This is a genomic window from Pontibacter sp. Tf4, assembly GCF_014212495.1.
Taxonomy (GTDB): Bacteria; Bacteroidota; Bacteroidia; order Cytophagales; family Hymenobacteraceae; genus Pontibacter.
In genome coordinates, this window is record NZ_JACKZC010000008.1 from 181,663 (window position 1) to 205,173 (window position 23,511).

The 23,511-nt window shown below is 48.3% G+C and carries 20 protein-coding genes; 9 read left to right on the forward strand and 11 right to left on the reverse strand.

Going from position 1 to position 23,511, the window contains the following annotated elements; translation table 11 throughout:
* The first annotated feature begins 30 nt into the window (after positions 1-30).
* Positions 31-2,010 carry an OmpA family protein gene (locus tag H7F15_RS14540; protein WP_185197718.1) on the forward strand — a complete coding sequence of 660 codons (1,980 nt, stop codon included), beginning with the start codon at positions 31-33 and terminating at the stop codon, positions 2,008-2,010.
* Positions 2,011-2,025: 15 nt separating this feature from the next.
* Positions 2,026-2,769 (forward strand): DUF4184 family protein, encoded by a 744-nt coding sequence (locus H7F15_RS14545; RefSeq protein WP_185197719.1) that lies wholly within the window; start codon positions 2,026-2,028, stop codon positions 2,767-2,769.
* Position 2,770: 1 nt separating this feature from the next.
* On the opposite strand, the gene H7F15_RS14550 is transcribed toward H7F15_RS14545, so the two are convergent.
* From H7F15_RS14550 to H7F15_RS14570, 5 genes are all read right to left on the reverse strand, one after another.
* Positions 2,771-3,271 (reverse strand): DUF6702 family protein, encoded by a 501-nt coding sequence (locus H7F15_RS14550; protein WP_185197720.1) that lies wholly within the window; start codon positions 3,269-3,271, stop codon positions 2,771-2,773.
* Between the two features lie 195 nt (positions 3,272-3,466).
* Positions 3,467-4,780, reverse strand: a complete 1,314-nt coding sequence (gene rseP, locus H7F15_RS14555; RefSeq protein ID WP_185197721.1) for an RIP metalloprotease RseP — start codon at positions 4,778-4,780, stop codon at positions 3,467-3,469.
* Positions 4,781-4,829: 49 nt separating this feature from the next.
* Positions 4,830-5,990, reverse strand: coding sequence for a 1-deoxy-D-xylulose-5-phosphate reductoisomerase (locus tag H7F15_RS14560; protein ID WP_185197722.1), 1,161 nt, complete (start codon positions 5,988-5,990; stop codon positions 4,830-4,832).
* Positions 5,991-6,014: 24 nt separating this feature from the next.
* The gene (locus H7F15_RS14565; RefSeq protein ID WP_185197818.1) at positions 6,015-6,344 is read right to left on the reverse strand and encodes a four helix bundle protein; all 330 of its coding nucleotides are present in this window, start codon (positions 6,342-6,344) and stop codon (positions 6,015-6,017) included.
* Between the two features lie 54 nt (positions 6,345-6,398).
* Entirely contained in the window at positions 6,399-7,898 is a 1,500-nt protein-coding gene (locus H7F15_RS14570; RefSeq protein WP_185197723.1) for a GH3 auxin-responsive promoter family protein, read from the reverse strand.
* Positions 7,899-8,055: 157 nt separating this feature from the next.
* On the opposite strand from H7F15_RS14570, the gene H7F15_RS14575 reads away from it, so the two are divergent.
* Together H7F15_RS14575 and H7F15_RS14580 are read left to right on the forward strand one after the other, a co-directional pair.
* The gene (locus tag H7F15_RS14575) at positions 8,056-8,490 is read left to right on the forward strand and encodes an OsmC family peroxiredoxin (RefSeq protein ID WP_185197724.1); all 435 of its coding nucleotides are present in this window, start codon (positions 8,056-8,058) and stop codon (positions 8,488-8,490) included.
* 154 nt (positions 8,491-8,644) lie between these two features.
* Positions 8,645-9,154 carry a hypothetical protein gene (locus H7F15_RS14580; protein WP_185197725.1) on the forward strand — a complete coding sequence of 170 codons (510 nt, stop codon included), beginning with the start codon at positions 8,645-8,647 and terminating at the stop codon, positions 9,152-9,154.
* Positions 9,155-9,789: 635 nt separating this feature from the next.
* Here the strand turns inward: H7F15_RS14580 and dnaA are convergent.
* From dnaA to H7F15_RS14595, 3 genes are all read right to left on the reverse strand, one after another.
* Positions 9,790-11,214, reverse strand: a complete 1,425-nt coding sequence (gene dnaA / locus H7F15_RS14585) for a chromosomal replication initiator protein DnaA (RefSeq protein ID WP_185197726.1) — start codon at positions 11,212-11,214, stop codon at positions 9,790-9,792.
* Between the two features lie 105 nt (positions 11,215-11,319).
* Positions 11,320-12,255 (reverse strand): bifunctional UDP-sugar hydrolase/5'-nucleotidase, encoded by a 936-nt coding sequence (locus tag H7F15_RS14590; protein ID WP_185197727.1) that lies wholly within the window; start codon positions 12,253-12,255, stop codon positions 11,320-11,322.
* 6 nt (positions 12,256-12,261) lie between these two features.
* Positions 12,262-13,029: a 5'-nucleotidase C-terminal domain-containing protein gene (locus tag H7F15_RS14595; RefSeq protein WP_185197728.1), complete on the reverse strand. Its 768-nt coding sequence runs from the start codon at positions 13,027-13,029 to the stop codon at positions 12,262-12,264.
* A 308-nt stretch (positions 13,030-13,337) separates the two neighbouring features.
* Here H7F15_RS14595 and H7F15_RS14600 point away from each other — a divergent pair, with 308 nt between their 5' ends.
* A complete protein-coding gene (locus tag H7F15_RS14600) occupies positions 13,338-14,969 on the forward strand; it encodes a T9SS type A sorting domain-containing protein (RefSeq protein WP_185197729.1) in 1,632 nt (543 codons plus the stop codon).
* Between the two features lie 37 nt (positions 14,970-15,006).
* Here H7F15_RS14600 and H7F15_RS14605 read toward each other — a convergent pair whose 3' ends face one another.
* Entirely contained in the window at positions 15,007-16,320 is a 1,314-nt protein-coding gene (locus H7F15_RS14605) for an amidohydrolase (RefSeq protein ID WP_185197730.1), read from the reverse strand.
* Between the two features lie 127 nt (positions 16,321-16,447).
* On the opposite strand from H7F15_RS14605, the gene H7F15_RS14610 reads away from it, so the two are divergent.
* The 3 genes from H7F15_RS14610 to scpA all read left to right on the forward strand — a co-directional run bounded on the left by H7F15_RS14610 (position 16,448) and on the right by scpA (position 20,956).
* The gene (locus H7F15_RS14610; RefSeq protein WP_185197731.1) at positions 16,448-16,831 is read left to right on the forward strand and encodes a YkvA family protein; all 384 of its coding nucleotides are present in this window, start codon (positions 16,448-16,450) and stop codon (positions 16,829-16,831) included.
* 73 nt (positions 16,832-16,904) lie between these two features.
* A complete protein-coding gene (locus H7F15_RS14615) occupies positions 16,905-18,725 on the forward strand; it encodes a methylmalonyl-CoA mutase family protein (RefSeq protein ID WP_185197732.1) in 1,821 nt (606 codons plus the stop codon).
* A 95-nt stretch (positions 18,726-18,820) separates the two neighbouring features.
* The gene (scpA, locus tag H7F15_RS14620; RefSeq protein WP_185197733.1) at positions 18,821-20,956 is read left to right on the forward strand and encodes a methylmalonyl-CoA mutase; all 2,136 of its coding nucleotides are present in this window, start codon (positions 18,821-18,823) and stop codon (positions 20,954-20,956) included.
* 195 nt (positions 20,957-21,151) lie between these two features.
* Here the strand turns inward: scpA and H7F15_RS14625 are convergent, their stop codons facing one another.
* Positions 21,152-21,643, reverse strand: coding sequence for a transposase (locus H7F15_RS14625; RefSeq protein WP_255481260.1), 492 nt, complete (start codon positions 21,641-21,643; stop codon positions 21,152-21,154).
* 105 nt (positions 21,644-21,748) lie between these two features.
* Between H7F15_RS14625 and H7F15_RS14630 the strand changes: the two genes are divergently transcribed.
* Complete coding sequence (locus H7F15_RS14630; RefSeq protein ID WP_185197735.1) at positions 21,749-22,294, forward strand: metal-dependent hydrolase; 546 nt, start codon at positions 21,749-21,751, stop codon at positions 22,292-22,294.
* Positions 22,295-22,636: 342 nt separating this feature from the next.
* Here the strand turns inward: H7F15_RS14630 and H7F15_RS14635 are convergent, their stop codons facing one another.
* Complete coding sequence (locus H7F15_RS14635) at positions 22,637-23,404, reverse strand: hypothetical protein (protein WP_185197736.1); 768 nt, start codon at positions 23,402-23,404, stop codon at positions 22,637-22,639.
* Positions 23,405-23,511 lie beyond the last annotated feature (107 nt).

The window sequence follows — 23,511 nt, forward strand, 5'->3', positions numbered from 1 at the left end:
TTTGGCTGACAGGTAAAAACAAGATGGCAAATGAATAGACTGTACCTGCTCGGGGTGTTGCTATTGTTGCTACCAGCCTTCAGTAAGGCTCAGGAATACAAGCAGATACCCATTGAGACGGAAACCGGCATCAAGGTGCACCGCAAAGCTCCCAAGCAGGAGGTACAACTCTTATTTCCTAACCTGAACAAAATTCCCTATTACCACGACCAGAAAAAACTGGATGCGATCCAGAAATTAGAGAAAAAGCGCCGCTACGAGGAAGCCCTTCCGCTGCTGGAGGCCTACGTGAATAATTTCGGTATCGAGAACTTTTACAAAGATACGCCGCTGATCTGGCGGCTGGGTCAGTTGCTCGAAAAACAAGGCCAGTCTGAAAAAGCCAAGTCACTTTACCGCATGGTGCTCAAACACCACCGCTCGGATGTGCGCCGTGTGTACTCTTACTACGACTCGCTGGAACAGAACAGCAAAGACTACTACGTGCCGCTCAACTATTATTACGAGATGGTGGAGTACCGTAAATCTGTGGCCACGTTTAAGCCACCCAAAGGCGTATACCTGAACATGGGCAATGCCATCAACTCGCCTTACGAGGACTATGGCCCAACTATAAATGCCGACGATGAAGTGCTGATATACACCTCGCAGCGCAACACCCAGGGGTTGAACGGCCGCGCCAACGAGGACCTTTTTTACACGCAACAGGTAAATGGCTACTGGGAAGAAGGAAAATCATTTGGCAAGCCCATCAACAGCATTTACAACGAAGGCTCTGCCTGCCTGAGCCGCGACGGTAACACCCTGTACTTTGCCCGCTGCGAGGCCCCGGACGGCTACGGCAACTGCGACCTGTATGTAGCCACCAAACAGGCCGACGGCACCTGGGGCAATATCCAGAACCTGGGCAAACAGGTAAACTCCACTTCCTGGGACTCGCAGCCAACCCTGACTGCCAACGAGGACACCATCTACTTTGCGTCTGACAGGCTCGGCGGATTTGGCTTATCGGATATCTACTACACATATAAGAACAAAAAAGGCGAATGGTCACCTGCCGAAAATGCCGGCCCTGTAATTAATACCCGCGAAAGTGAGGTAAGCCCGTTCTTCCACCCGCTTTACCAGGTATTATATTTCAGCTCACGGGGTCAGCTTTACAACTTCGGCGATTTCGACATCTATAAAACCTACCGTGTAGGAGGCCAGTGGCAGGAGCCCCGCAACATTGGCCCGCTCGTGAACGGGCGCGGCAGCGAGTATTATTTTACTATCGACTCCCAGTCCAAGAACCTGTATTATGCCCGCTCCGAAGCACAGGACATCCACAACCTGGACCTGTTTTCGTTTCCGCTGCCCATGGAAGCCCACCCGCTGGCTGTAACCAAAATTGAAGGAACACTCCTTGATTCTGTTACCCAAAAGCCTCTTTCAGGTATGATCTCCGTTATCGACCTGGAAAATGGTATCGAGATATCCTCTAAATACATTCGCCCGGATGGCAGCTTTGAGTTTGACCTGATCGACCACACCCGCTACATGCTGCTGATCCAGAGCCCCGATTTCTTTACCATTGAGCGGGAAATCGCGCTGGAACAGGACACGGCTTTCCAGATCATGACCACCCTGATCGACTATAGTGTACCGATGGTTTTCAGTAACATTGAGTTTGACCAGAACCAGTCGGATATTAAGGAAGAAATGAAGCCTATCCTGGACGAAGTGGCCATTTTCCTGGTGGACCACCCGACTTACCGTTTAGAGATATCGGGCCACACTGATAGTGCCGGCGACCCTGAATTTAACCTATCGCTCTCGCAGGACCGGGCAAACGCCATCCGGAAATACATTGAAGACAAGGTTAACTTAACGGACGGGCGCATAGATGCGTATGGATTTGGCAGTACCAAGCCGCTGCGTGAAGAAAAGACACAGGAGGACCGCAGAATAAACCGCCGCGTGGAGTTCAGGCTGATAAAACCTGAAAAAGCGGAACGTGGCGGCAAGTAAACCAATTCCTACATTATGCCCTTTACGGCCGCACATCCTGCGCTTATAGTTCCATTGCTACGGCTGCATCGCCGGTGGCTCTCTGTTACGGGGCTTATAGTTGGCAGCATCGCCCCAGATTTTGCTTACTTTCTTCCGGTTGACAGGCTGGGTAGTTTAAGTCACTCGCTGAAAGGGTTGCTGCTGTTTAACCTGCCCATGGCGTTTGTGCTGGCCATACTTTTTCATATGCTTATCCGCGACCAGGTGATGCAGCAACTCCCGGAGTATTTCCGGAAACGGGCATTAGCTGTACAACCTGTGCGTGTCGCTGATCTGTTGCTCAAAAACGTACACATCTTCGCTATTTCAGCGCTTATCGGCTCTTTTACCCATTTATTCTGGGACAGCTTTACGCACTATAACGGCTACTTTGTCAGAAATTATCCGTTCCTGCAACAACCGGTTTCAGTGCTGGGGATTTTGAGTCTGCCGCTTTGCAGGGTGTTGCAGCATGCCAGTACGCTGGCCGGTTTTACTGTGCTGCTATGGCATATCCATAGTTTGCCTGTTGCGCCTGTGAAGCGTCGGTTTTTGTTTGCCTGGCTACCTTACTGGGTGCTGGTGGGCTTTATAGCTGCGGTTTTCATGCTCCTGAACCTACCCTCACACTTCCACTTGTCGGGGCTGGAGCGCTTGGTGGTGCCTTACCTGGCAGGTATCTTATTGGCTGTAACTGGCCTGGCTACTATCCGGAAAGTACGGTTGCTGTTTGGCTGAACTATAGGGTAAATTTTTTGCTGGTTTCGTCTTTCCGGAAAAGAGAGCTGTGCATTTTGCCTTTATAGTCCAGGTTCAGGATGTTCATCTGGTCATCAAAAAGCTCTGTAAGCACGGCGTTCCGGATGTAGAGTTGCGACAACGAGGCTGCCTGCACCGGCACTTCAAAATAGATCCAGACCACATCGGCTTCGGCTTCCGATCCTACAAAATGCTGTTTCAGTGGTTTGCCCTGGCTCAGCTCAAACCTCATGGTAGTTGCCATGTAGGTAACCAACTGCTCTTTTACCTGCTCCGAAGTGGCACTATAGGTTACGTTTCTCTTACTCTGTTTTGAGAGGGCATTTTCCAGGTCATCGGTAAACACCTTTACGGCTACCTGCAGGCTTTGCGTGCGCGGGTTAAACTTTACATCCGTTATGCTGGCGTGGTAATCGTGGGCGGCAGCGGAAAGGCTGCACAAAAGGCAAAGGGTAACTATAAAAACAGATCTGAGATACATGGTTTGCAAGAGGTAAAGTAAAACTATAAACTATAGTTTGAACCGGTACAGGTAATTTACTTAAAATTTCAGAATACCAACTAAGAACCGGTTTATAGTTGCCATAGTTCAGTTTGGCTATAGTTGGATATCCTCAAACAAAAACGCTGTTGCAGGTCATGCAACAGCGTTTGCTATCGTTTACTCATCTTTTGGTTAGAAGATAAGTTTGAACACATCGTTAAAGATCGCGAAGGCCATTAAACCTAACAGCAGCACCATGCCTACTTTCTGGGCATTCTCCAGGAAGTTATCAGAAGGTTTGCGACCGCTGATCATCTCATAGGTCAGGAACATCACGTGGCCGCCATCCAGCGCCGGTATCGGCAGGAAGTTCATAAACGCCAGCACCATCGACAACATCGCCGTGATTGACCAGAATTTGTACCAGTTAAAGGTATCACCAAAGATCTGCGCTATCCCGATCGGGCCGCTCACTGATTTGGAGGCCGAAACCTCGCCGCGGAAGATCTTGCCAAAGCCTTTCAGGTTAGCTGTAATGACGCCAAACGCCTGTTCCGTACCAGCCGGTATCGCTTCCCCGATGCTGTATTCTCTGGTAGCATAGTTCAGCAATGGCTTCTGCATGAAACCAATGGTACCATCCGGCTCTACTTTTGCCTTTAGGTCAATCACCTTTTCGCCGCGCTCTACCTGCAGGGTCACGTCTTTGCCGGCATATTTTACCAGCAGCTGCTTAAATTCATCAAAAAAGCGGGCTTCTTCGCCGTTTACGGTCAGGATGTAGTCGCCGGGTTGCAGGCCTGCTTCGGCGGCGTTGCTGCCTGCCATTACCTGGTCAACCACAAACGGCTGGCGTGGCTGCACAAACAGCATACGCTCTTCCTTATCGGCCAGCTTGTCCATCAAGTCTACGGGCACCGGTATGTTCACTTTCTCGCCATCGCGCTCCACGGTATAAAAAGCGTTTTGGTTCAGCAGGGCATCCATCGAGTAAACATCCTCAAATTTCTCCAGCGGCTTGCCATTTACAGCTACTACCTTGTCACCGGTCTTAAAACCGATCTCTTTGCCTATCTCGTTCGGTACAACACCGTATTTTACTTCTTCTGCCGGCAGGTAATTTTCGCCGTAACTATAGGTAAGGCAGATATAGATAACAATACCTGTGATCACGTTCACAATAATACCGCCCATCATCACGATCAGGCGCTGCCAGGCCGGCTTGGCCCGGAACTCCCATGGTTTTGGCTCCTCTTTCAAAGCCTCTGTGTCCATCGATTCGTCTACCATGCCGGAAATTTTTACAAAGCCGCCCAGTGGGATAAGGCCCAGCATGTATTCTGTTTCACCGATCTTTTTACCGAAAACCTTTGGCGGGAAGCCGATAGCGTATTTTTCGACGCGCATGCCAAACCACTTTGCCGTGAGCATGTGCCCAAGCTCGTGCAGACCAACCAAAATTGTAAGGCCCAGAATTAACTGGGCAACCATGATTACTATATCCATCTAAGAAAAAAAATATGCAAGTATTAACTGTATTGTGCCTTGTAAGCTGCTAAATCGTTTTATTTTTCACGAAATCGGCGGCCAGCAGGCGGGTCTCCCTGTCTGTATCAACATAGTCGGCGTAAGAAGGGTTTGCAATATACGCAACTTTTGCCATACAGCTTTCTATCAGATCCGACATCTCCAGAAATCCAACCTCATCCTGCAGGAAGGCACCTACCGCAACTTCGTTGGCTGCATTCAGGATACAAGGCATGTTTCCGCCCTGCGCCATGGCATCAAAAGCGAGCTGCAGATTACGGAAAGTCTTCAGGTCGGGCTGTTCAAAGGTAAGCTGCGGGTAGTCCAGGAAATTGAATCTCGGAAAATCAGACTTCAGGCGGTTGGGGTAACCCAATGCGTACTGAATTGGCAATTTCATATCCGGTAAACCAAGCTGTGCTTTTATGGAGCCATCCTCGAACTGAACCAGCGAGTGAATAATAGATTGCGGATGCACCACTACTTCGATCTGGTCGTTGCGCAGCCCGAAAAGCCATTTTGCCTCGATCACTTCCAGGCCTTTGTTCATCAGGCTGGCAGAATCTATCGTTATCTTAGCACCCATGTCCCAGTTCGGGTGTTTGAGTGCCTGCGCTTTGGTAACGAATTTTAAGTCGTCTATAGTTCGGCCACGGAACGGGCCACCTGAAGCTGTGAGGATGATCTTTTCGATCGGGTTATGAAACTCTCCTGCCAGGCACTGGAAAATAGCGCTGTGTTCGGAGTCTACGGGGTAAATGTTCACGCCTTTTTCGCGGGCCAGATCTGTGATCAGTTGTCCGGCTACTACCAGCGTTTCTTTGTTGGCCAGCGCAATCTCTTTTCCGGCCTCTATGGCGCGTATAGTTGGTTGCAGCCCGGCATACCCGACCATCGCTGTGAGGACCATATCCACCGTTCCCATTTCCACTACCGCGTTCAGGGCGTTGGCACCGGCGTATACTTTTATGGCCTCGTGCTGCAGGGCGCTGCTTACTTTGTCGTACAGGTCTTCGCGGGCAATTACCACCACGTTGGGCTTAAACTGCAGGGCCTGTTCTATCAGTAGGTCGGCGTTATTGTAAGCGGTTATAACTTCCAGTTCAAAACTCTCCGGGTTAGCCGCAATCACGTCCAGCGCCTGCGTCCCGATAGAGCCTGTTGAACCAAGTATGGCGATTCTCTTCATTAATTACGAATTACGAATTACGAATTACGAATTGGTCTTCTTTTCCAGCTTCGCTTTACTCGTAATGATGATACTATTTAAAATTTTAATTATCTCTTCACAATCTGTATGAATACTTTCGAACTGTGTTTGTTTAATGTAGCCGGTGTCATGTAATAGCCTCAGCCAATAACTACTTTCTCTGGCTTCCTTTCTAGCTATGCTTAACTTATGAACAAAATCTATAGTTGATTGCGCGGCCACTCCTTCTTCAACATTTGCTCCAATTGATGTACCGCTCCGTAATAACTGCTTTGCTAAAACATATTCCTGTTTCTCTCCTTTCAGGTACTCATACAGCTTAACAACCCGAATGGCAAATCATAGGTTTTGCTTACAATTACATTTTCCTTCATTCGTAATTCATAATTAGGAATTCGTAATTGTCAGCAGGCCTGAGGCCAGCTGGCGGTCGTTGCTCAAACGTGGCACTTTGTTCTGACCGCCCAGTTTGCCCTGCGATTTCATGTAATTACGGAACGTACCAAGTGGCAGCACACGTACTTTCAGATTCGCAAGTATGTTGCCGGTAATCAGGTCGTTGTAGTAACTGTTCAGCTTTTGTAGCTGCTGGTTCAGCTCTTTTTCGAAATCGGCCAGGTTGTTTGGCACCTTCGAGAACTCTACCAGCCACTCGTGGTACGACTCGCCTTCGCCGCTACTAACGTATGGCGCCACCGTAAATTCCACCAGTTCTGCCGTCGGAAATTTCTGCATGGTCTGCTGCATGGCTTTCTCCACTTCCTCCCCAATCACGTGCTCTCCAAACGCCGAAATAAAGTGTTTTATGCGACCGCTTACAATAAGTTTGTATGGTTTTATGCTTGTAAACTTCACCGTGTCGCCAATGGAGTAGCCCCACAAGCCCGCGTTGCTGCTGATGACCAGTGCATAATTTTTTTCCAGTTCCACCTCACCTATGGTTAAGCGGGTCGGGTTGTCGTTAAAATATTCTTCTACTGGTATAAACTCGTAAAAAATGCCGGCATCCAGCAAAAGTAGCAGGCCTTTGTCGTTCTGCTCGTTCTGGTAAGCAAAAAAGCCTTCCGATGCCGGAAACGTCTCGATGCTGTCTACCTGGCGCCCGATCGACTCGAACATTTTTTTGCGGTAGGGTTCAAAGTTCACGCCACCATATACAAACAGCGAAAAATTCGGGAAAACATCTTTTATCTGCTTGCCCGTTTGCCGCATCAGTTTGTCAAAGTACATCTGCACCCACGGCGGTATACCCGAAATGAGTGTCATGTTCTGATCTATAGTTTCCTCTATGATCTCGTCAAGCTTGTGTTCCCAGTCTTCGATGCAGTTGGTTTCGTAGCTGGGCAGTTGGTTGGTGCGCAGGTAACCGGGCACGTGGTGGTTCACAATACCAGACAGCCTACCGGTCTTAATGCCGCCCACCTCATCCAACACCGGACTTCCAGATAAAAAGATCAGTTTGCCATCTAAAAACCTGGAATTACCGGTTTCGTGAATATAGGCCAGCAGCGCATTTTTAGCGCCGTTTATGTGGTTCGGGATAGAATCTTTAGTAATTGGGATGTATTTGGTGCCCGACGTGGTGCCGCTGGTTTTGGCTAAGTAAATGGGTTTGCCAGGCCAGGTAACATTTCGCTCGCCCTGTTTGATGCGGTTGAAATACGGGCTCAGGCCCTCGTAGTCGCGTACAGGAACAGCTTTTACAAAATCAGCGTGGGTTTTTATAGTTTCGAAGTGATGATCGTGGCCAAAGGCGGTCTGCCGCGCCCCGGCAATGATCTTCTGAAAAATGGCCTCCTGCGCAGCTACCGGATTATTGATCCAGGTCTGCTGCTTTTTGTGCACATAGGCTGCCAGAAACTTACTCAACCACGCTTTTACACCCATACATTGCTGTTTTATAGTTGGTAAAGATAGGCAGGAATCGTTTTAATGCCATAGTGTAGCCTTACATTATGCTTGCTGTAAACAAAATCTGCTGCGCTGGGGTAACTATTAATGCTAAACTAAGTTTATAGATTATCTAAACAAACTAATAAAAACTATGAAGCAGCACAAAGCAAAAGCCCAGTGGAAAGGCAGCCTGAAAGAGGGCTCCGGAGAATTTGAGACCGGCCGCGGTAATGTAAAAACCGGTTATTCCTTCGCATCCCGCTTCGGCGACGACACCAAAGCCACCTCGCCGGAAGAACTGATCGGTGCGGCACATGCCGGCTGCTTTTCGATGTTCCTGAGCGCTTTGCTGGGTAACCAGAACATCACTCCGGATTATATCAGCACCACAGCCGATGTAACTTTAGGCGAAACCGATGGCGCACCAACCATCCAGAAAATTGTGCTCACCACCGAGGCCAAAGTGCCCAACCTGCAAAACGACGACTTTCAGAAGCTGGTACAGGAAGCCAAACAGAAGTGCCCGGTTTCGAAGGCGCTGAGCGCGGTGCCCGAGATCTCAGTGAATGCCACACTTAAAGAATAATTTATTATCTTGCACTGAAGCTGAAATACAACTATAGTTTGGGTTGCAAGTTCCGGTCATCAAAACCTGATGACTGCGCTCTTCGCTTATCCAAAATAGTTTTAAACCAGCTTCTAAGCCCGCAGGGCAGTATGTTTCACCAAATCAGTAAAGCATGGCAGCAACTGGCAGTAGCAGTGCACGATCGTCGTTATTCATTCAGTTAAGCCCTTCGCGCAGCGCCAAGCTGTCGTTCTCTATTCAGCTTATGCTCACCTTGTTGTGGGTAGCATGGGCAGCAATGCTCGCTTTTACCGACAGGCCAACGTCCGGCGAGTCGATCCTGTTTTATGCTTTTCTGGGGCTGGCAATTGCTTTCCTGGTTTATGTGGTACTGCAAAACACGTCGGTTTTCGGCTTTCAGTCTTACATTGAGGTAACACCAGAGTACATTGTGCGCAAGCACGGGGTTTTCCGCCCGAAGCATGTGGTGGCTATCCCTAACATAAAAGCAGTGCACATCACGCCGCTGGCCCTGCGCGTAACTGAAAAAAACGACACCCAAACGTACTTCGACCTGAAGCAGGTGCGCAAGCGCAAGGATAAGCAAAGGATAAAAGGGAAAGTCCGTGACCTGGCTGCCGTACATGGCTTTGAACTGACAGAAGCAGAAAATAACCGGTAAGGTTTAAACTATAGAAGTCCGGGCTATACTTGATGAAAGTATAGCCCGGACTTTTTTGACAGGTTTTTAGATTTCTCCTGAACTGCGGTCATCCCCCAGCCCCCTTCAAAGGGGGACAATAAGCAATGCGTAATTCAAAACTATAGTTTTACGTCAGGAGATAAAGTCCCCCTTTGAAGGGGGCAGGGGGATGAGTTACGATTGCAGAATTTCTCAACTGACCCAAGGCAAGTCACAGGTTAGGGCGGACTTACCTTAATTTTTACCTTTTAAGGCTGAAGTGAACCACCACATAAATTCCAGGTAATGCTTTAAAAGAAGTACTAACAGAATTATAAATGCAATAAGAATAAACAAGTCATTCACAGACCATCTCTTTCTTACAACTTTAACTATAGCTACGACACCATGAATAAAAACAGACACGTACAGCAACATCATAAAGATTATATCTGCGCCGCCTGAATGATTGAACAGGAACAACGAAGCAACAAGAAAATAAGACAAGAAGATTATAGCCTGTCTCCTCATTGATATTCCAATATTCATCTTTAGTTTAATATGTTTGCCCCAAAAACAAACCGGGGCTATAGTTACTGCAACTATAGCCCCGGCTATTTTATAGTAGAGTTTTTCTATCCGGCTTTCGATTTAAATTTTTTCTGTAACTCCTGAATGCTTGCCTTAAACTTCTTATCCGTATCGATCAGATCAGAAACGGTTTGTACGGAGTGGATAACGGTACTGTGGTCGCGGCCGCCGAAGTGATAACCAATTGACTTAAGCGAGTGGCTGGTAAACTCTTTGGCAAAATACATGGCCACCTGACGCGCCGTTACAATTTCTTTCTTGCGCGTTTTGGCTTTCAGCGAGTCTAAGCTCACCTGGAAGTACTCGGCTACCGTTTTCTGGATGAAGTCGAGGTTTACTTCTGTCTCAACGTCTTCAATAATATGTTTCAGGGCCTGCTTGGCAAGCTCCAGGTCAATTTCTTTACGGTTCAGCGACGATTGCGCGATCAGGGATATCAGTACACCTTCCAGTTCACGCACGTTGGTATCCACGCTGTAAGCCAGGTACTCGATCACGTTATCCGGAATGTCGATGCCGTCGCTCTGCATCTTTTTCTGGATAATGGCCATACGCGTTTCAAAATCCGGGCTCTGTAAGTCAGCTGTTAAGCCCCACTTAAAGCGGGACAACAAGCGCTCTTCCAGGCCTTTCAGGTCGCGTGGCGGGCAGTCTGATGTCATTACGATTTGCTTGCCGGATTGGTGCAGGTGGTTAAAGATGTGGAAGAACATTTCCTGTGTTTTGTCCTTGCCGCTCAAAAACTGCACATCGTCTATGATCAGGATATCTACCAGCAGATAGAAGTTGGCAAAGTCCTGCACATTGTTTGTCCGAACAGATTCGATGAACTGGTTCACGAACTTCTCCGACGAAACGTAAAGTACAAACTTATCGGGATTGCTGTTTTTAATGTAATTGCCAATGGCCTGCACCAGGTGCGTTTTACCAAGACCTACACCGCCATACACCATCAGCGGGTTGAAAGAGGTTGTGCCGGGTTTGTTAGCCACAGCATAACCAGCAGAACGCGCCAGACGGTTACAATCACCTTCAATATAGTTCTCGAACGTATAAGCTGCATTCAGCTGCGAGTTCAGGAAGTTGCGGTCAATCGTTTTGGACTCGAACGGGCTCTTAATGAAGTTCTGCTCCGGACGGTATGAGTTAACAACAGCTGCTGGTATTTTTTTGGTCGGGATGTTAACGGTTTGCGGCTTGTTCGACTCGTTGCCGCGGTCAACTATAATAGAGTATTCCAGGCGGCCATCGGCGCCAAGTTCCTGGTAGATTACCTTCTTTAAAAGCTGCACATAATGTTCTTCCAGCCATTCGTAAAAAAATTGGCTGGGCACCTGTATAGTCAGCACACTGTCGCGCAGGCTTATCGGTTTAATTGGCTCGAACCAGGTCTTAAAGCTCTGATCGCCAATATTTTCCTTTATCACCTGCAGGCAGTTACTCCATACAGTCGTACAATCTTTAATCATCCAGTTTTCCAAAGCTCACAAGATTAGTTTGGTTTTGCAAACCGCTCCTTTTCCACAGGGGGGTTACAAATTTGCTTAAATATAAGTAAACAAAAAATTATTTTTTCACGAAGTTAATACAGGGTTATCCACAGGCAAAGCAGCCGTTCTGACACCCGTTTTTTGCTTCGTTTTTTTACTGAATTCATAGTCGATGCGACCTAAGTAGATGCCGGCATAGCCTACCTGGTTTATCAGCGTTTCGTGCCCTGATTCGTGGCGCATTACTTCCGGCTGCTCCATAAACGTGTGGGTATGCCCGCCAATAATCAGGTCGATGCCCGGTACCTGCTGCGCCAGCTTTCGGTCGTCTATCTTCTCGGTTGTGTAACTATAGCCCAGGTGCGACAGGCAGATGACCATGTGGCATTTCTGGTTTTCGCGCAGCACTTTTACCATTTCCTGCGCTTTGGCAACAGGGTCTAAGTAAACGGTTTCGCCGTACTGTTTTTTACCTACCAAGCCTTCCAGCTGTATGCCCAGACCAAATACGCCGATGCGCAAACCTTCCTTCTCGAAAATTTTGTAAGGCTTAAATTTGCCAGCCAGCATCGTTTTAGAAAAATCATAGTTGGCGTTCACAAACTCGAAACCAGCAACAGGTAGTTGTTTTGCCAGTCCCTCCAGACCAAGGTCGAAGTCGTGGTTACCGAGTGTGGCGGCGTCGTACTTCATGTCGGTCATCAACTTGTACTCCAGCTCGCCGTTAAAAAAGTTGAAGTAAGGCGTCCCCTGCCAGATATCGCCGGCATCCAGTAGAAGCACATTCGGCTCTTCTTTGCGGATACGCTCTACCAGGCTGGCACGTCGGGCCATGCCACCCATACCGGCATGCTTGCGGCCATCGCTCGGAAACGGATCGATGCGCGAGTGCTGGTCGTTGGTATGCAGAATGGTAAGCTTTATAGTTTTGCTGGCGGCTTCGGTAGTTAACGGAAAACCAACTATAGTTAAACCGGCTGCTCCTACGGCACTGTATTTTAAAAAATCTCTTCTCTTCATGGCTGGTTACTTTTGCGGGATTCCGAAAACGCGTTTGGTGGTGTCGGCAACTATAGGTTTACCGGCGGCAGTCAGTTCTTTTATGTGTTTCAGGATCATGTCGCGCATCATCATACCAACTTTCTCCGACTTAATGGCTTTTTTAAACATCACCATGTTATCGCCGCCGCTTGCCAGGTAATCTGATGTTACAATGGTATAGTTGCGGGATGTATCCAAAGGTTTGCCGCCGATCTTCACATCTATAGCCTGGCCATCCTTTACTGTATAAGTGGCATTAGCAATGGGTGAGATACCGGTCTTGGCAGCAAAGTCAAACAGCTCTTTGGTGGTAGGGCCATCCAGTGTCAGCACGATCACTTCGTTCTCGAAAGGCATCAGTTCGAAGATGTTACCAACGTTTATCGGTCCGGCTGGAAGTGGCACGCGTAAACCACCATTCGTGGTTTGGGCCATATCCACCGGCGTGTCCACCATTTTATTGGTCTGCTCCAACAGCAGGTCCACCACAAAATTACCGAGCGGCGATTCGTAATCTGCCTTGCGTAGTTCTACAGGAGCTGTACCGATCACTTCGCTCATTTTGGCGGTAACCTGCTGGCGGTAAGGAGCGATCATGGCTTCCGTTTCGGGGTCTGCTTTCAGAGTGCTGTCTACGGGCACATCGGTCAACTCCAGGCTCGGCGACTGCGGCTGCCATACTTTCTGCTGGCAACCAACCGCTGATGTGGCAAGCAACAGGGCGGTTATATAACTATAGATCGGGTGTTTCATAAGATCAGGTGCGAGTTATCCACAAAAGTACGGATATACCTGCTGTGGCACAACATCAATTCGCCTGTCAAGGGTTTCGTTACTTAAGGTAAGGTTTATATTTGATAGATGCTATATTCTGCAGCAGAGTTATTATCTTAGTATCAAATTTATCAACCGCTATGAAACAACTTATACTTCTTTTTAGCCTGTTACTATGTTTTGCGACTGCTTCGGCTACGCATATTAAGGGTGGATTTATCACTTTTACTCACGATCAGCGCGCAAATCCGAATCCACGTAAGTTTACTTTTACTTTAACTGTACTAATGGATCAAACTTCTCTGGCAGATCATGAACAGGTTGAAGTTAACATGGGAGACGGAAAGGTTATTGTAGTAGAGCGTGAAACTGGGTCCAGCCGTGGTCCGGAAATCGGCTACTATAACACGAGCGTGAATTTTTATAAATGGGATTACACCTATGCTAATGATGGCAATTATACAGTTTACTGGAATGGTGTAAACCGGAATGCTGGTATCTTAAACATAACTCCCCCATCTGATTCGTACTCTTTTCTGGTAAGCACTACGTTAACTATAAACTCATTAACGCGACTGAACAATAGTCCGGTGTTTATGGCTCCAATTGGAATATTTGCAACTGTAGGGCAGCCTTTAAACTATAATCTGTTAGCTTATGACCGGGACGGAGACAGCCTGTCATATAAGTTAAGGACTCCCCTATGGAAAGATATAAATGGCAAAACATTACCACTGCCAGGCTATCAGCTACCAGATAAAATAGCGCGTTGCATGAACGCTGAGCAAATGGGCCAGTCTGAGTTTAAGCTATCTGAAACTGATGGGCAGCTGGTCTGGAATACCCCTTGTTATACGGGTGAATACGTTTTTGCAGTAGCAGTAGAAGAATGGCGTAATGGCCGTAAGATTGGGGAAGTAGTTTATGATATGCAGCTGTTGGCAAAAGGCAGTTTTAATGGTACTTACCCTGAAAAGCTATTCCTGATAAAACAGCCGGCACAGGAATTTACGCAGGAAGGATACCTTGTGGCTAAGATAAACCAGGAAGTGGAACTACGGATCGCCTATAATAACCTGAAACCCACCTACGCTCCTATTAAAGATGCGACAACGGCAAAGCTGTATGCCAGCGAATTGTCGGAGTTACTGAATGTTCCGGTCACATTCGAGATTGGTCAATATGGAACAGGCATATTCAGGTTTACACCAACTGAAGACCTAATCAGAAACCGTCCTTATTTTGTAAGCTTTTACGGAACCACTTATTATACCTGGGCAGTAACTTCAGTAGGTATCAGAGTGCGCTCCGATCAGCCAATATTTACACTTTTAAGCACCAGCAACCTCAGCCGGTCTCCGGAAGGAGAGTTCATGACAAAGCCGCAAAAACAGGTAAGCCTGGAAGTATTTGCCGAAACTATAAAGGGCTATGCGCCAACTATAACCACAGAAAGTGATTTAGCTAACGGAGCATCTGACTTCGCCTTCACCTCCCGCGACTCTACAGAAGGTAAAATTGGAAAGCTTGTTTTTACGCCATCGCTATCTCAGGCAACCGGCACTCCTCAAACTATAACTTTCAGGGCAACCCATACTGCTACTGCCAAGGAGCCTATAGTTCTGGAGAAACAGGTACAGGTTATAGTTGTGCAGCAGTTGCCAACCGCCACCGCCGAAGAATTAGCCGCCGCCACTTACCTGATCTACCCGAACCCGGCGCAAAATAAATTTACCGTTCAGGCGGAGACACCGGCTTTGCTCAGCATCTATAGTTTACAGGGCCAGCTGGTACTGGAACAAAGACTACAACCGGGCCTAACTGAAGTAGAAAGACCTAACGCCACTGCCGGGCTATACTTTTACACCTTAACGACTAAAGACGGGCAAAAGAAAACCGGTAAGCTGGTGCTGCAATAGCACTGGCTTACCGGTTTTGTCCAACTATAAACTATAGCTACAACTTCCCTTTCCCCGTCATATAGTTCAACGTTAAACCGAGCAGGGTTTTAACGCCTAGTTGCATGCCGCTTTCGTCGATGTAAAAATCCGGGGTGTGGTGGGCTGGTGCGGTGTTGGGGTCCTGGCCTTTTTTCATGCCGCCTACAAACACGAACAGGCCCGGTATCTTTTGCTGGTAATAGGCAAAATCTTCGGCACCGGTCATGGCGTTCATCAGCAGCACGTTGTCTTTACCAGCTATAGTTTGCAGGGTGGGCAGCATGCGCTGGGTCAGTGCTTCGTGGTTATAAGTTATGGGGGCCATTTCTTCTATAGTTACTTCGGCAGTGGCTCCGGCGCTTTCGGCAATTTTGGTGGCGGTTAGCTTTATGCGCTCGTGTATCTGTTTCTGCATGTTGGGGTCCAGTGCGCGAATCGTACCTTCGAGCTGCACTTCTTCCGAAATAATGTTGTTGCGCACGCCACCGTGTATGCTGCCAATCGTTATCACAGCGGCATCTTCGGTCAGGTCTACCTGGCGGCTAACTATAGTTTGCAAGCCGTTTATGATCTGCGCTGATACAACTATAGGATCTACCCCAGCCCACGGACTGGCGCCATGTACCTGCTTGCCTTTTACTTTTATCCGCAGTACATCGGCACTGGCCATAATACCGCCGGGGCGGTACTTTAGCTTGCCTACTTCAGTTTGGGAGTTGATGTGTAAGCCAAAGATCACTTCCGGTTTCGGTCCTTTGCTTAGTACGCCTTCTTCCACCATCAGCGATGCGCCACCTTTCTCACCGGCTGGCGCGCCTTCTTCGGCAGGCTGAAAGATGAATTTCACCGTTCCCGGCAAATCCTTTTTCATACCGGCCAGCACTTCGGCGGCACCCAGCAGCATAGCCACATGGGTATCGTGACCGCAGGCATGCATTACGCCAACTTCCTGGCCGTTATAGTTGCCTTTTGCTTTACTAGCATAAGGTAGATCGGCACGCTCTGTAACCGGCAAGCCATCCATGTCGGCACGCAAGGCAACTACAGGTCCGGGCTTTCCGCCTTTTAAAACTCCTACTACACCCGTATGGGCTATGCCGGTTTCTACTTCAATGCCCAGTCGTTTTAGCTCGGCGGCAATTTTGGCGGCGGTTTTTACTTCGCGGTTACCCAGTTCGGGGTGCTCATGAAAATCGCGGCGCCATTCAATTACTTTCTTTTCGATTTTGTCGGCCATGCTATTGGCACGGGCGAGCAGTTTGGCATCCTGGGCGGTAGCAGGCAAGGCCAGTAGTGCGGCGCCAACTATAGTTAGTAAGGTTTTATGCATACAGGTGAGTTGATGATCGTGTTTAAAGTAGAAATATAGCGATTTTATAGTTGCGATCTATTGTTCAGGGCTGACCTTCCGAATTTAAAATAAACTATAGTCCGGCTTCTTCCCGTACAACAAAACTATGCTGCGCAAATGGAAAGAACTGGTCCGGAAACTGAAAGAAGATATCTACACCCTGTATCTGGCATCAGGCGATCCGCGCATCCCGTTTATGGCCAAAGTAGTAGTGGTACTGACCGTAGCCTACGCCTTCAGCCCCATCGACCTGGTGCCGGATTTTATACCCGTGCTTGGTTACCTGGACGATCTGCTGATCCTGCCGCTGGGTATCTGGCTGAGTATAAAACTTTTACCTGCAGAGGTAGTAGAAGAGTACCGGCAAAAGGCCCGCCAGCAACTGCAACGCCCGCGTAAAACCAACTATACCATGGCGTTTATGATAGTACTTATCTGGCTCCTGATCGGGTATGGTGCCTACCGCCTTTACGTTCGCAGCTTTGCATAACCAGCAACTATCCCTGTTTAAAACGTAAACTATAAAGTATATCTTTACATCAAATTACAACTATATACACCAGATGACGGACGATAGCAACAACACGCAAAAGCTATTCTCGGAGTTTACACCTGCCACTGCCGCCGATTGGGAAGAACGTGCCCGCAAAGACCTGCGCGATACGCCCCTGGAGCAACTCACCTGGCACACCTACGAAAACATCGATATTAAGCCATACTATACCAAAGAAGATGTACAGCAACTGCCTTTTGCCGGAGAGTTCCCGTTTGTGCGCGGCAGCAAAACAGAAAGCAACAACTGGCTGAACATACAGGAGATTAAAGCAACCGGCGATGGCAGAGCAGCTATAGATAAAGCGACTGATGCCCTGGCACGCGGGGCAGATGGCATTCATTTTATAATTCCGCAGCCGGAGCAATTTGACCTGGTTTACCTGCTGAGCCAGGTAGACCTGAACAAAACACCGGTTGGCTATAGTTTGCCCGAAAAGCTGGACCATTTCCCGAGCCGCCTGTACAACAAGCTGGCCGCCAACCAGGTATCGGCGCAAAACCTGCGGGGCTTTTTAAAATACGACCCCATTACAGCCAAAGGCGAACTGAGCCGCGACGAAAATAAAGCGATTCTGGAAATACTGGACCAAACCAAAGAGAGCCCGGAGTTTCGTGGCATCTCCATCAGCGGTACCAATTTCGGCAGTATCGGGGCATCGGCCACGCAGGAAATTGCTTATACCTTAAATGCAGCGGTAGCCTATATCACCAGGCTCACCAACGCAGGTCATCCGCTGGAGTCGGTGCTGCAGAATGTGCAGTTCCACATGGCGGCGGGCACCAACTATTTCTTCGAGATCGCCAAACTGCGTGCCTTGCGTTTGCTGTGGGCAGCTATAGTTGAAGCATACCAGGCCGACCCGAAACTGGCGACAGCGCTGCGCATCCATAGTTCCACATCCAGCTGGTACCAGACAACCCTGGACCCTTACGTGAACATGCTTCGCGTAACTACAGAAGCCATGTCGGCGGTTATTGCGGGCGCCAATTCGCTTACCGTTTCGCCATTCGACAGTACCTTTAAGGAGTCGGATGAATTTTCGGAGCGCATTGCCCGCAACGTATCCATTATCCTGAAAGAAGAAGCTTATTTAGATAAAGCCATTGACCCGGCTGCCGGCTCGTATTACCTCGAGTCTTTAACGAACGAACTGGCCACCAAGGCCTGGGATTTGTTTAAAACAGTAGAAGCCAAAGGCGGTTTTGAGGCAGCCTATGAAAGCGGGTTTATCCTTGGCTCGATCACCGCAGTAAGCCGACAGAAGTTCCGTGATATTGCTACCGGCCGCATGGTGCTGGTGGGCACCAACAAATACCCGAACCCGAACGAAACGCTAAACTTCGACCCGGAAGCACTTATCCAGAGCCCTGCCTTTGATACCGCACGCGCCGCCTACCCTACCGAAGTGATGCGCATGGCCACTGAGCTGCACCTGCGCAAGCGCCAGCGCCGTCCAAAAGCTATAGTTGCCATTATTGGCAACGGCGAGCAGCGCCTGGTAAATGCTACGTTTGCAAAAGAGTTTTTCTCGTGCGCCGGCTTCGAGACAGACCTGCAAAACTATAGTTCAGTAGAAGAAGCATCTGATAAACTACAGAATACGGCAGCCGAAGTGCTGGTTGTGTCGTCATCGGAAGCCAACTATGTGAAAGAGTTCGGTCCACGCATCTGTAACCATCATGCCAAGCCAACCTTAATTCTGGCAGATGATCCGCAGCACATGAAAGAGGAAATGATCGCCAACGGGTACGACGAATTTATCTTCGAAGACTGCGACATGCGCTCTATCCTGGACCTGGTACACCGCAAACTGCACGGAGATAAGTAATGGGATTTGAAAATTTGATGATGAGAAGATTTGAAGATGAATCATGAGTGCCTATCTAATTCATAATTCGTCATTCATAATTCATAATTAAACACATGAAGCCTGATTTCTCGAAAATAGACATAGCAAAAGTAACATCGGCTGAGAGTGCGCCGCCGGAGGCTGCCGCCTGGAAAACGCCGGAGCGGATAAAAGTAAAGAGCTTTTACACCGCTGAGGATGCCGCCAGCTTTGAACATACCGGTTTTGCCGCCGGTCTGCCGCCTTATCTGCGCGGGCCTTACAGTACCATGTATGTGCAAAAGCCCTGGACCATCCGCCAGTACGCCGGTTTCTCTACTGCCGAAGAAAGTAATGCCTTTTACCGCCGCAACCTGGCGGGCGGGCAAAAAGGCCTTTCGGTAGCCTTTGACCTGGCCACGCACCGCGGCTACGACTCCGACCACCCGCGTGTGGTAGGTGATGTGGGCAAAGCCGGTGTGGCGATTGATTCGGTGGAAGATATGAAGATACTTTTCGATCAGATCCCACTGAATGAAATGTCAGTTTCGATGACGATGAACGGCGCCGTGTTGCCGATCATGGCGTTTTACATAGTTGCTGCCGAAGAGCAGGGTGTAAAGCCGGAGCAGCTTTCAGGAACGATACAGAATGATATCCTGAAGGAGTTTATGGTGCGCAACACCTACATCTACCCGCCGGAGCCGAGCATGAAGATCATTGCCGACATCTTTGCCTACACGTCCAAAAAGATGCCGCGCTTTAACTCTATTTCCATTTCGGGCTACCACATGCAGGAAGCCGGCGCCACCGCCGATATTGAACTTGCTTATACCCTGGCGGATGGTTTGGAGTATGTGCGCACCGGTTTGCAGGCAGGTATGGACATTGATGATTTTGCACCGCGTTTGTCGTTTTTCTGGGCCATTGGCATGAACCACTTTATGGAGATTGCCAAAATGCGCGCCGCGCGTATGCTGTGGGCAAAGCTTATCAAACAGTTCAACCCAAAGAACCCGAAATCACTGGCTTTACGAACGCACTGCCAGACATCCGGCTGGAGCTTAACCGAGCAGGACCCGTTCAATAATGTAACCCGTACCTGCGTGGAAGCCTTAGCTGCTGCCCTGGGCGGTACACAAAGTTTGCACACTAACGCGCTGGATGAAGCCATTGCCTTGCCAACCGACTTTTCAGCCCGCATTGCCCGTAACACACAGATCTACCTGCAGCAGGAAACCAACATTACCAAAGTAGTGGACCCATGGGGCGGCTCGTATTACGTAGAGGCGCTGACGCATGAACTGGCGCACAAAGCCTGGGCCTTGATACAGGAAGTGGAAGAGCTGGGCGGCATGGCCAAAGCGATTGAGACTGGTTTGCCTAAAATGCGCATCGAAGAAGCTGCTGCCCGCAAGCAGGCCCGCATCGACTCCGGTAAAGACATTATAGTTGGCGTGAACCGCTACAAACCACTACACGAACAGGAAATCGACATCCTGGATATCGACAACACAGCAGTGCGGGAATCGCAGTTGCGCCGACTGGCTAATGTAAAGGAAAGCCGTGATAATGATGCAGTAGCCAAAACACTCGAAGCTTTAACCGCAGCAGCACAAACCGGCGAAGGCAACTTACTGGACCTGGCCGTTGCAGCAGCTCGCCACCGCGCCACCTTAGGCGAGATTTCAGATGCCCTGGAGAAAGTATACGGAAGACATAAAGCAATAATCAGAGCCATATCAGGAGTGTATTCAGCAGAAATAACCGATGACGAGAACTTTGACCGCGCTAAGAAATTAGCCGATCAGTTTGAAGAACTCGAAGGCCGCCGGCCACGCATTATGGTGGCTAAAATGGGCCAGGACGGCCACGACCGCGGCTCCAAGGTAATTGCCACTTCCTTCGCCGACCTTGGCTTTGACGTAGACATAGGCCCATTGTTCCAGACCCCGGCCGAAGTAGCCATGCAGGCCGCTGAAAACGATGTGCACGTAGTGGGAGTTTCTTCTCTCGCAGCCGGCCACAAAACGCTGGTTCCGCACTTAATTGAGGAGCTCCGCAAATTAGGCCGTGACGACATCATGGTTATAGTTGGAGGTGTAATTCCTGCCCAGGACTACGACTTCCTGTACCAGGCAGGTGCTGTGGGTGTGTTTGGTCCGGGCACAATCATTTCCGTTGCCGCACAGAATATTCTGGAAAAGCTGATTAATTCAGTTAAGAGTTAAAAGTTTAGAGTTAAGAGTCTAAATCCGCAGTTGATTCAGTTCAACTGCGGTTTTTTACTTCTAAGTTTCTGGCGCCGGTATCTAACCGGTGACGCATAGTGTACGCGAGTCTCCAGACTCGCTTTCATCCTTATATAAGTGAGTCTGGAGACTCACACCCACCTAAGGCACCGGTTGGATACCGGCGCCAGATTCTTACTCAATCAAAACAATCTCCAGCCTCCCTTTCTGCCCGGCATAATCTCTCGCGCTACTATAGTACCAATGTTCCGGATCTTCAACAAAACCAGCCTTTACCGGATTTTGGTGCAGGTATTCCAACCGCTGCTCCATCAGCTCATTGGTGCTTAACTCCACATAATGCCCACCCAATTGCCAAAACTGGTATTCGCCGTGGCTGGCACTTTTTCCGGCAGCACTTTTAAACATCCACAACAGCCAGTTTTTCCGGCTTTCTGCGGGGTTATTCTTAATAGAATCAACTATAAACCGGGAAGTATATTTCTTCAGATCACGTATCACGTCTGGCAACTTTGGTGCTGAGCAAATTAAGTGCACATGGTTGGTCATAATGCACCAAGCATATACCGTTAGGTTTTTCTTTTTCTGGCAGTATGCTAAACTTTCACAAAGCAGCTCATTGTACGCGCGGCGGGTAAATACATCAGCCCATTCAACTACTGTCAATGTTACAAAATAAAGATAGTCCGGGCCCGAGAATCTATACTTTTCACTCATCTTACCCAAGACGAATTATTTACTATCTTGTTTGCCTGACCCAAACCCCAAACAATGGCATCAGCATTTGCGCACGCTTTGGCAGCGCTAACGATAGGCAAAGCTTACCCAAACAAATATACTTCTGCAAAATTCTGGGTACTTGGGGCATTTTGTACTATAGTTCCGGATGCCGATGTGGTAATGTTTAAGTTCGGGGTACCGTATGAACACCTATTCGGGCACCGGGGATTTTCGCACTCGCTGGTATTTGCGCTGCTGTTAGGCATAGACGTAACTATAGTTTTCTTCCGGAACACCCGATTTGGCAGCAAACAGGGCTTCCTACTGGTGTTGTATTTTACCCTATGCACGGCTTCCCATATCCTGCTGGATGCCCTCACTAACGGAGGCCTGGGCGTGGCCATATTCGCACCTTTTGATAATACCCGTTATTTCCTACCGTGGCGCCCGATACAGGTTTCACCGATCGGGGTTGGCAATTTTTTCAGTGAGTGGGGTTGGCGTGTTATAAAAAGTGAGTTGGTGTGGGTAGGGCTGCCTGCTATAGTTTGCCTGGCTATAGTTTGGTTTTTCAGGCGGCGCACTTCTGCAGAATAACGGCAGCTATAAAATAAAAGCGGACCAAATGAGCGGCCCGCTTTTCGGGGATTAGGGTTTAGGAATGTAGAGGGTATTATCTGTATTGGTAAGTATCAGTATTTCTGCCATGATCGGTGTATCCTGGTACCGTAGTTCCTATACACAATCTCATAAGCGTTTATAGTTGTAATTGATTTAAAACAAAGTTCAACTATATATATCTATAGTTCAATACTCATTATTGGGTAATTTTTAATGAGATACTAATCAGGCTCCGCGCATACTTATGCAGCATGCAGGTAAACAAAAAGCGGGTACCCGAAGGAACCCGCTTTGCTATAGTTTAGCTATAGTTGGTGCTTAGTTACAGGCGTATGTGAAGTTGGTTACATACGTGTCATCGCCATCAACCTCCGTAATTTTGGTTGGCAGGTTTTTGTCGTTGTACTGGTAAGTATAGTTGATCACAGCTGTTTCAGCCTCTTCACCTTCGTAGTAGTAAGAATAAGTTACTTTGCCCGGGTTGTTCTGGCTTGAACCTGAATATGGGTTAACCATACCTTTGATAGCCGCATACGGGGTCAGTTTATTATCGTAGTTCTCATACTTAATCTTATAGCTGATTTCATCCATGTACCCTACTGTAGCTTCTGATACGTTGTTGCCGCTGTAAGTAAAGTTCATTACATATCCTTCATCATCAGAGATCTTGGTGATCTTCTTGTTGCTGTCGTAAGTAAGGGTTTCTGTATAGTTCAGCTCACCACCAGAGTAGCTCTTTATTTTGCTCAGCATACCGTTGCTGTACTCGTAGGTATAGTATCCATCCGATTCACCATCTTCAAAAGACTCTTCTTTTACAAGGTTGTTGTTGCTGTCGTAGGTAAATACCACAGTGTACTCTGTGCCATCCTCGCTGTCAGTTTCTGTAACTTTGCTTACATAGCCTTTTGCGTTGTATTCGATCACCGACTCGTCGCTATCGTCATCGGATACTTTGGTAAGTCTGCATGATGTCTGGCCAACATCTGGTGTTACATCATCATCTTTGTCGTCGCCGCAAGAGGTTAAGATAAGCGAAGCCATAACAAGCAGGCTCAGCAGTTTGCTGGTAATGTTTAATTTCATTGTTTTATTTTGTTAGTGATTATAAAAGACTGGCAAATTTCAAATAAATAATTCGATTATACAATACTCAAAAATGAGTATCAGATAATTTTTAAAACAATTGGGTG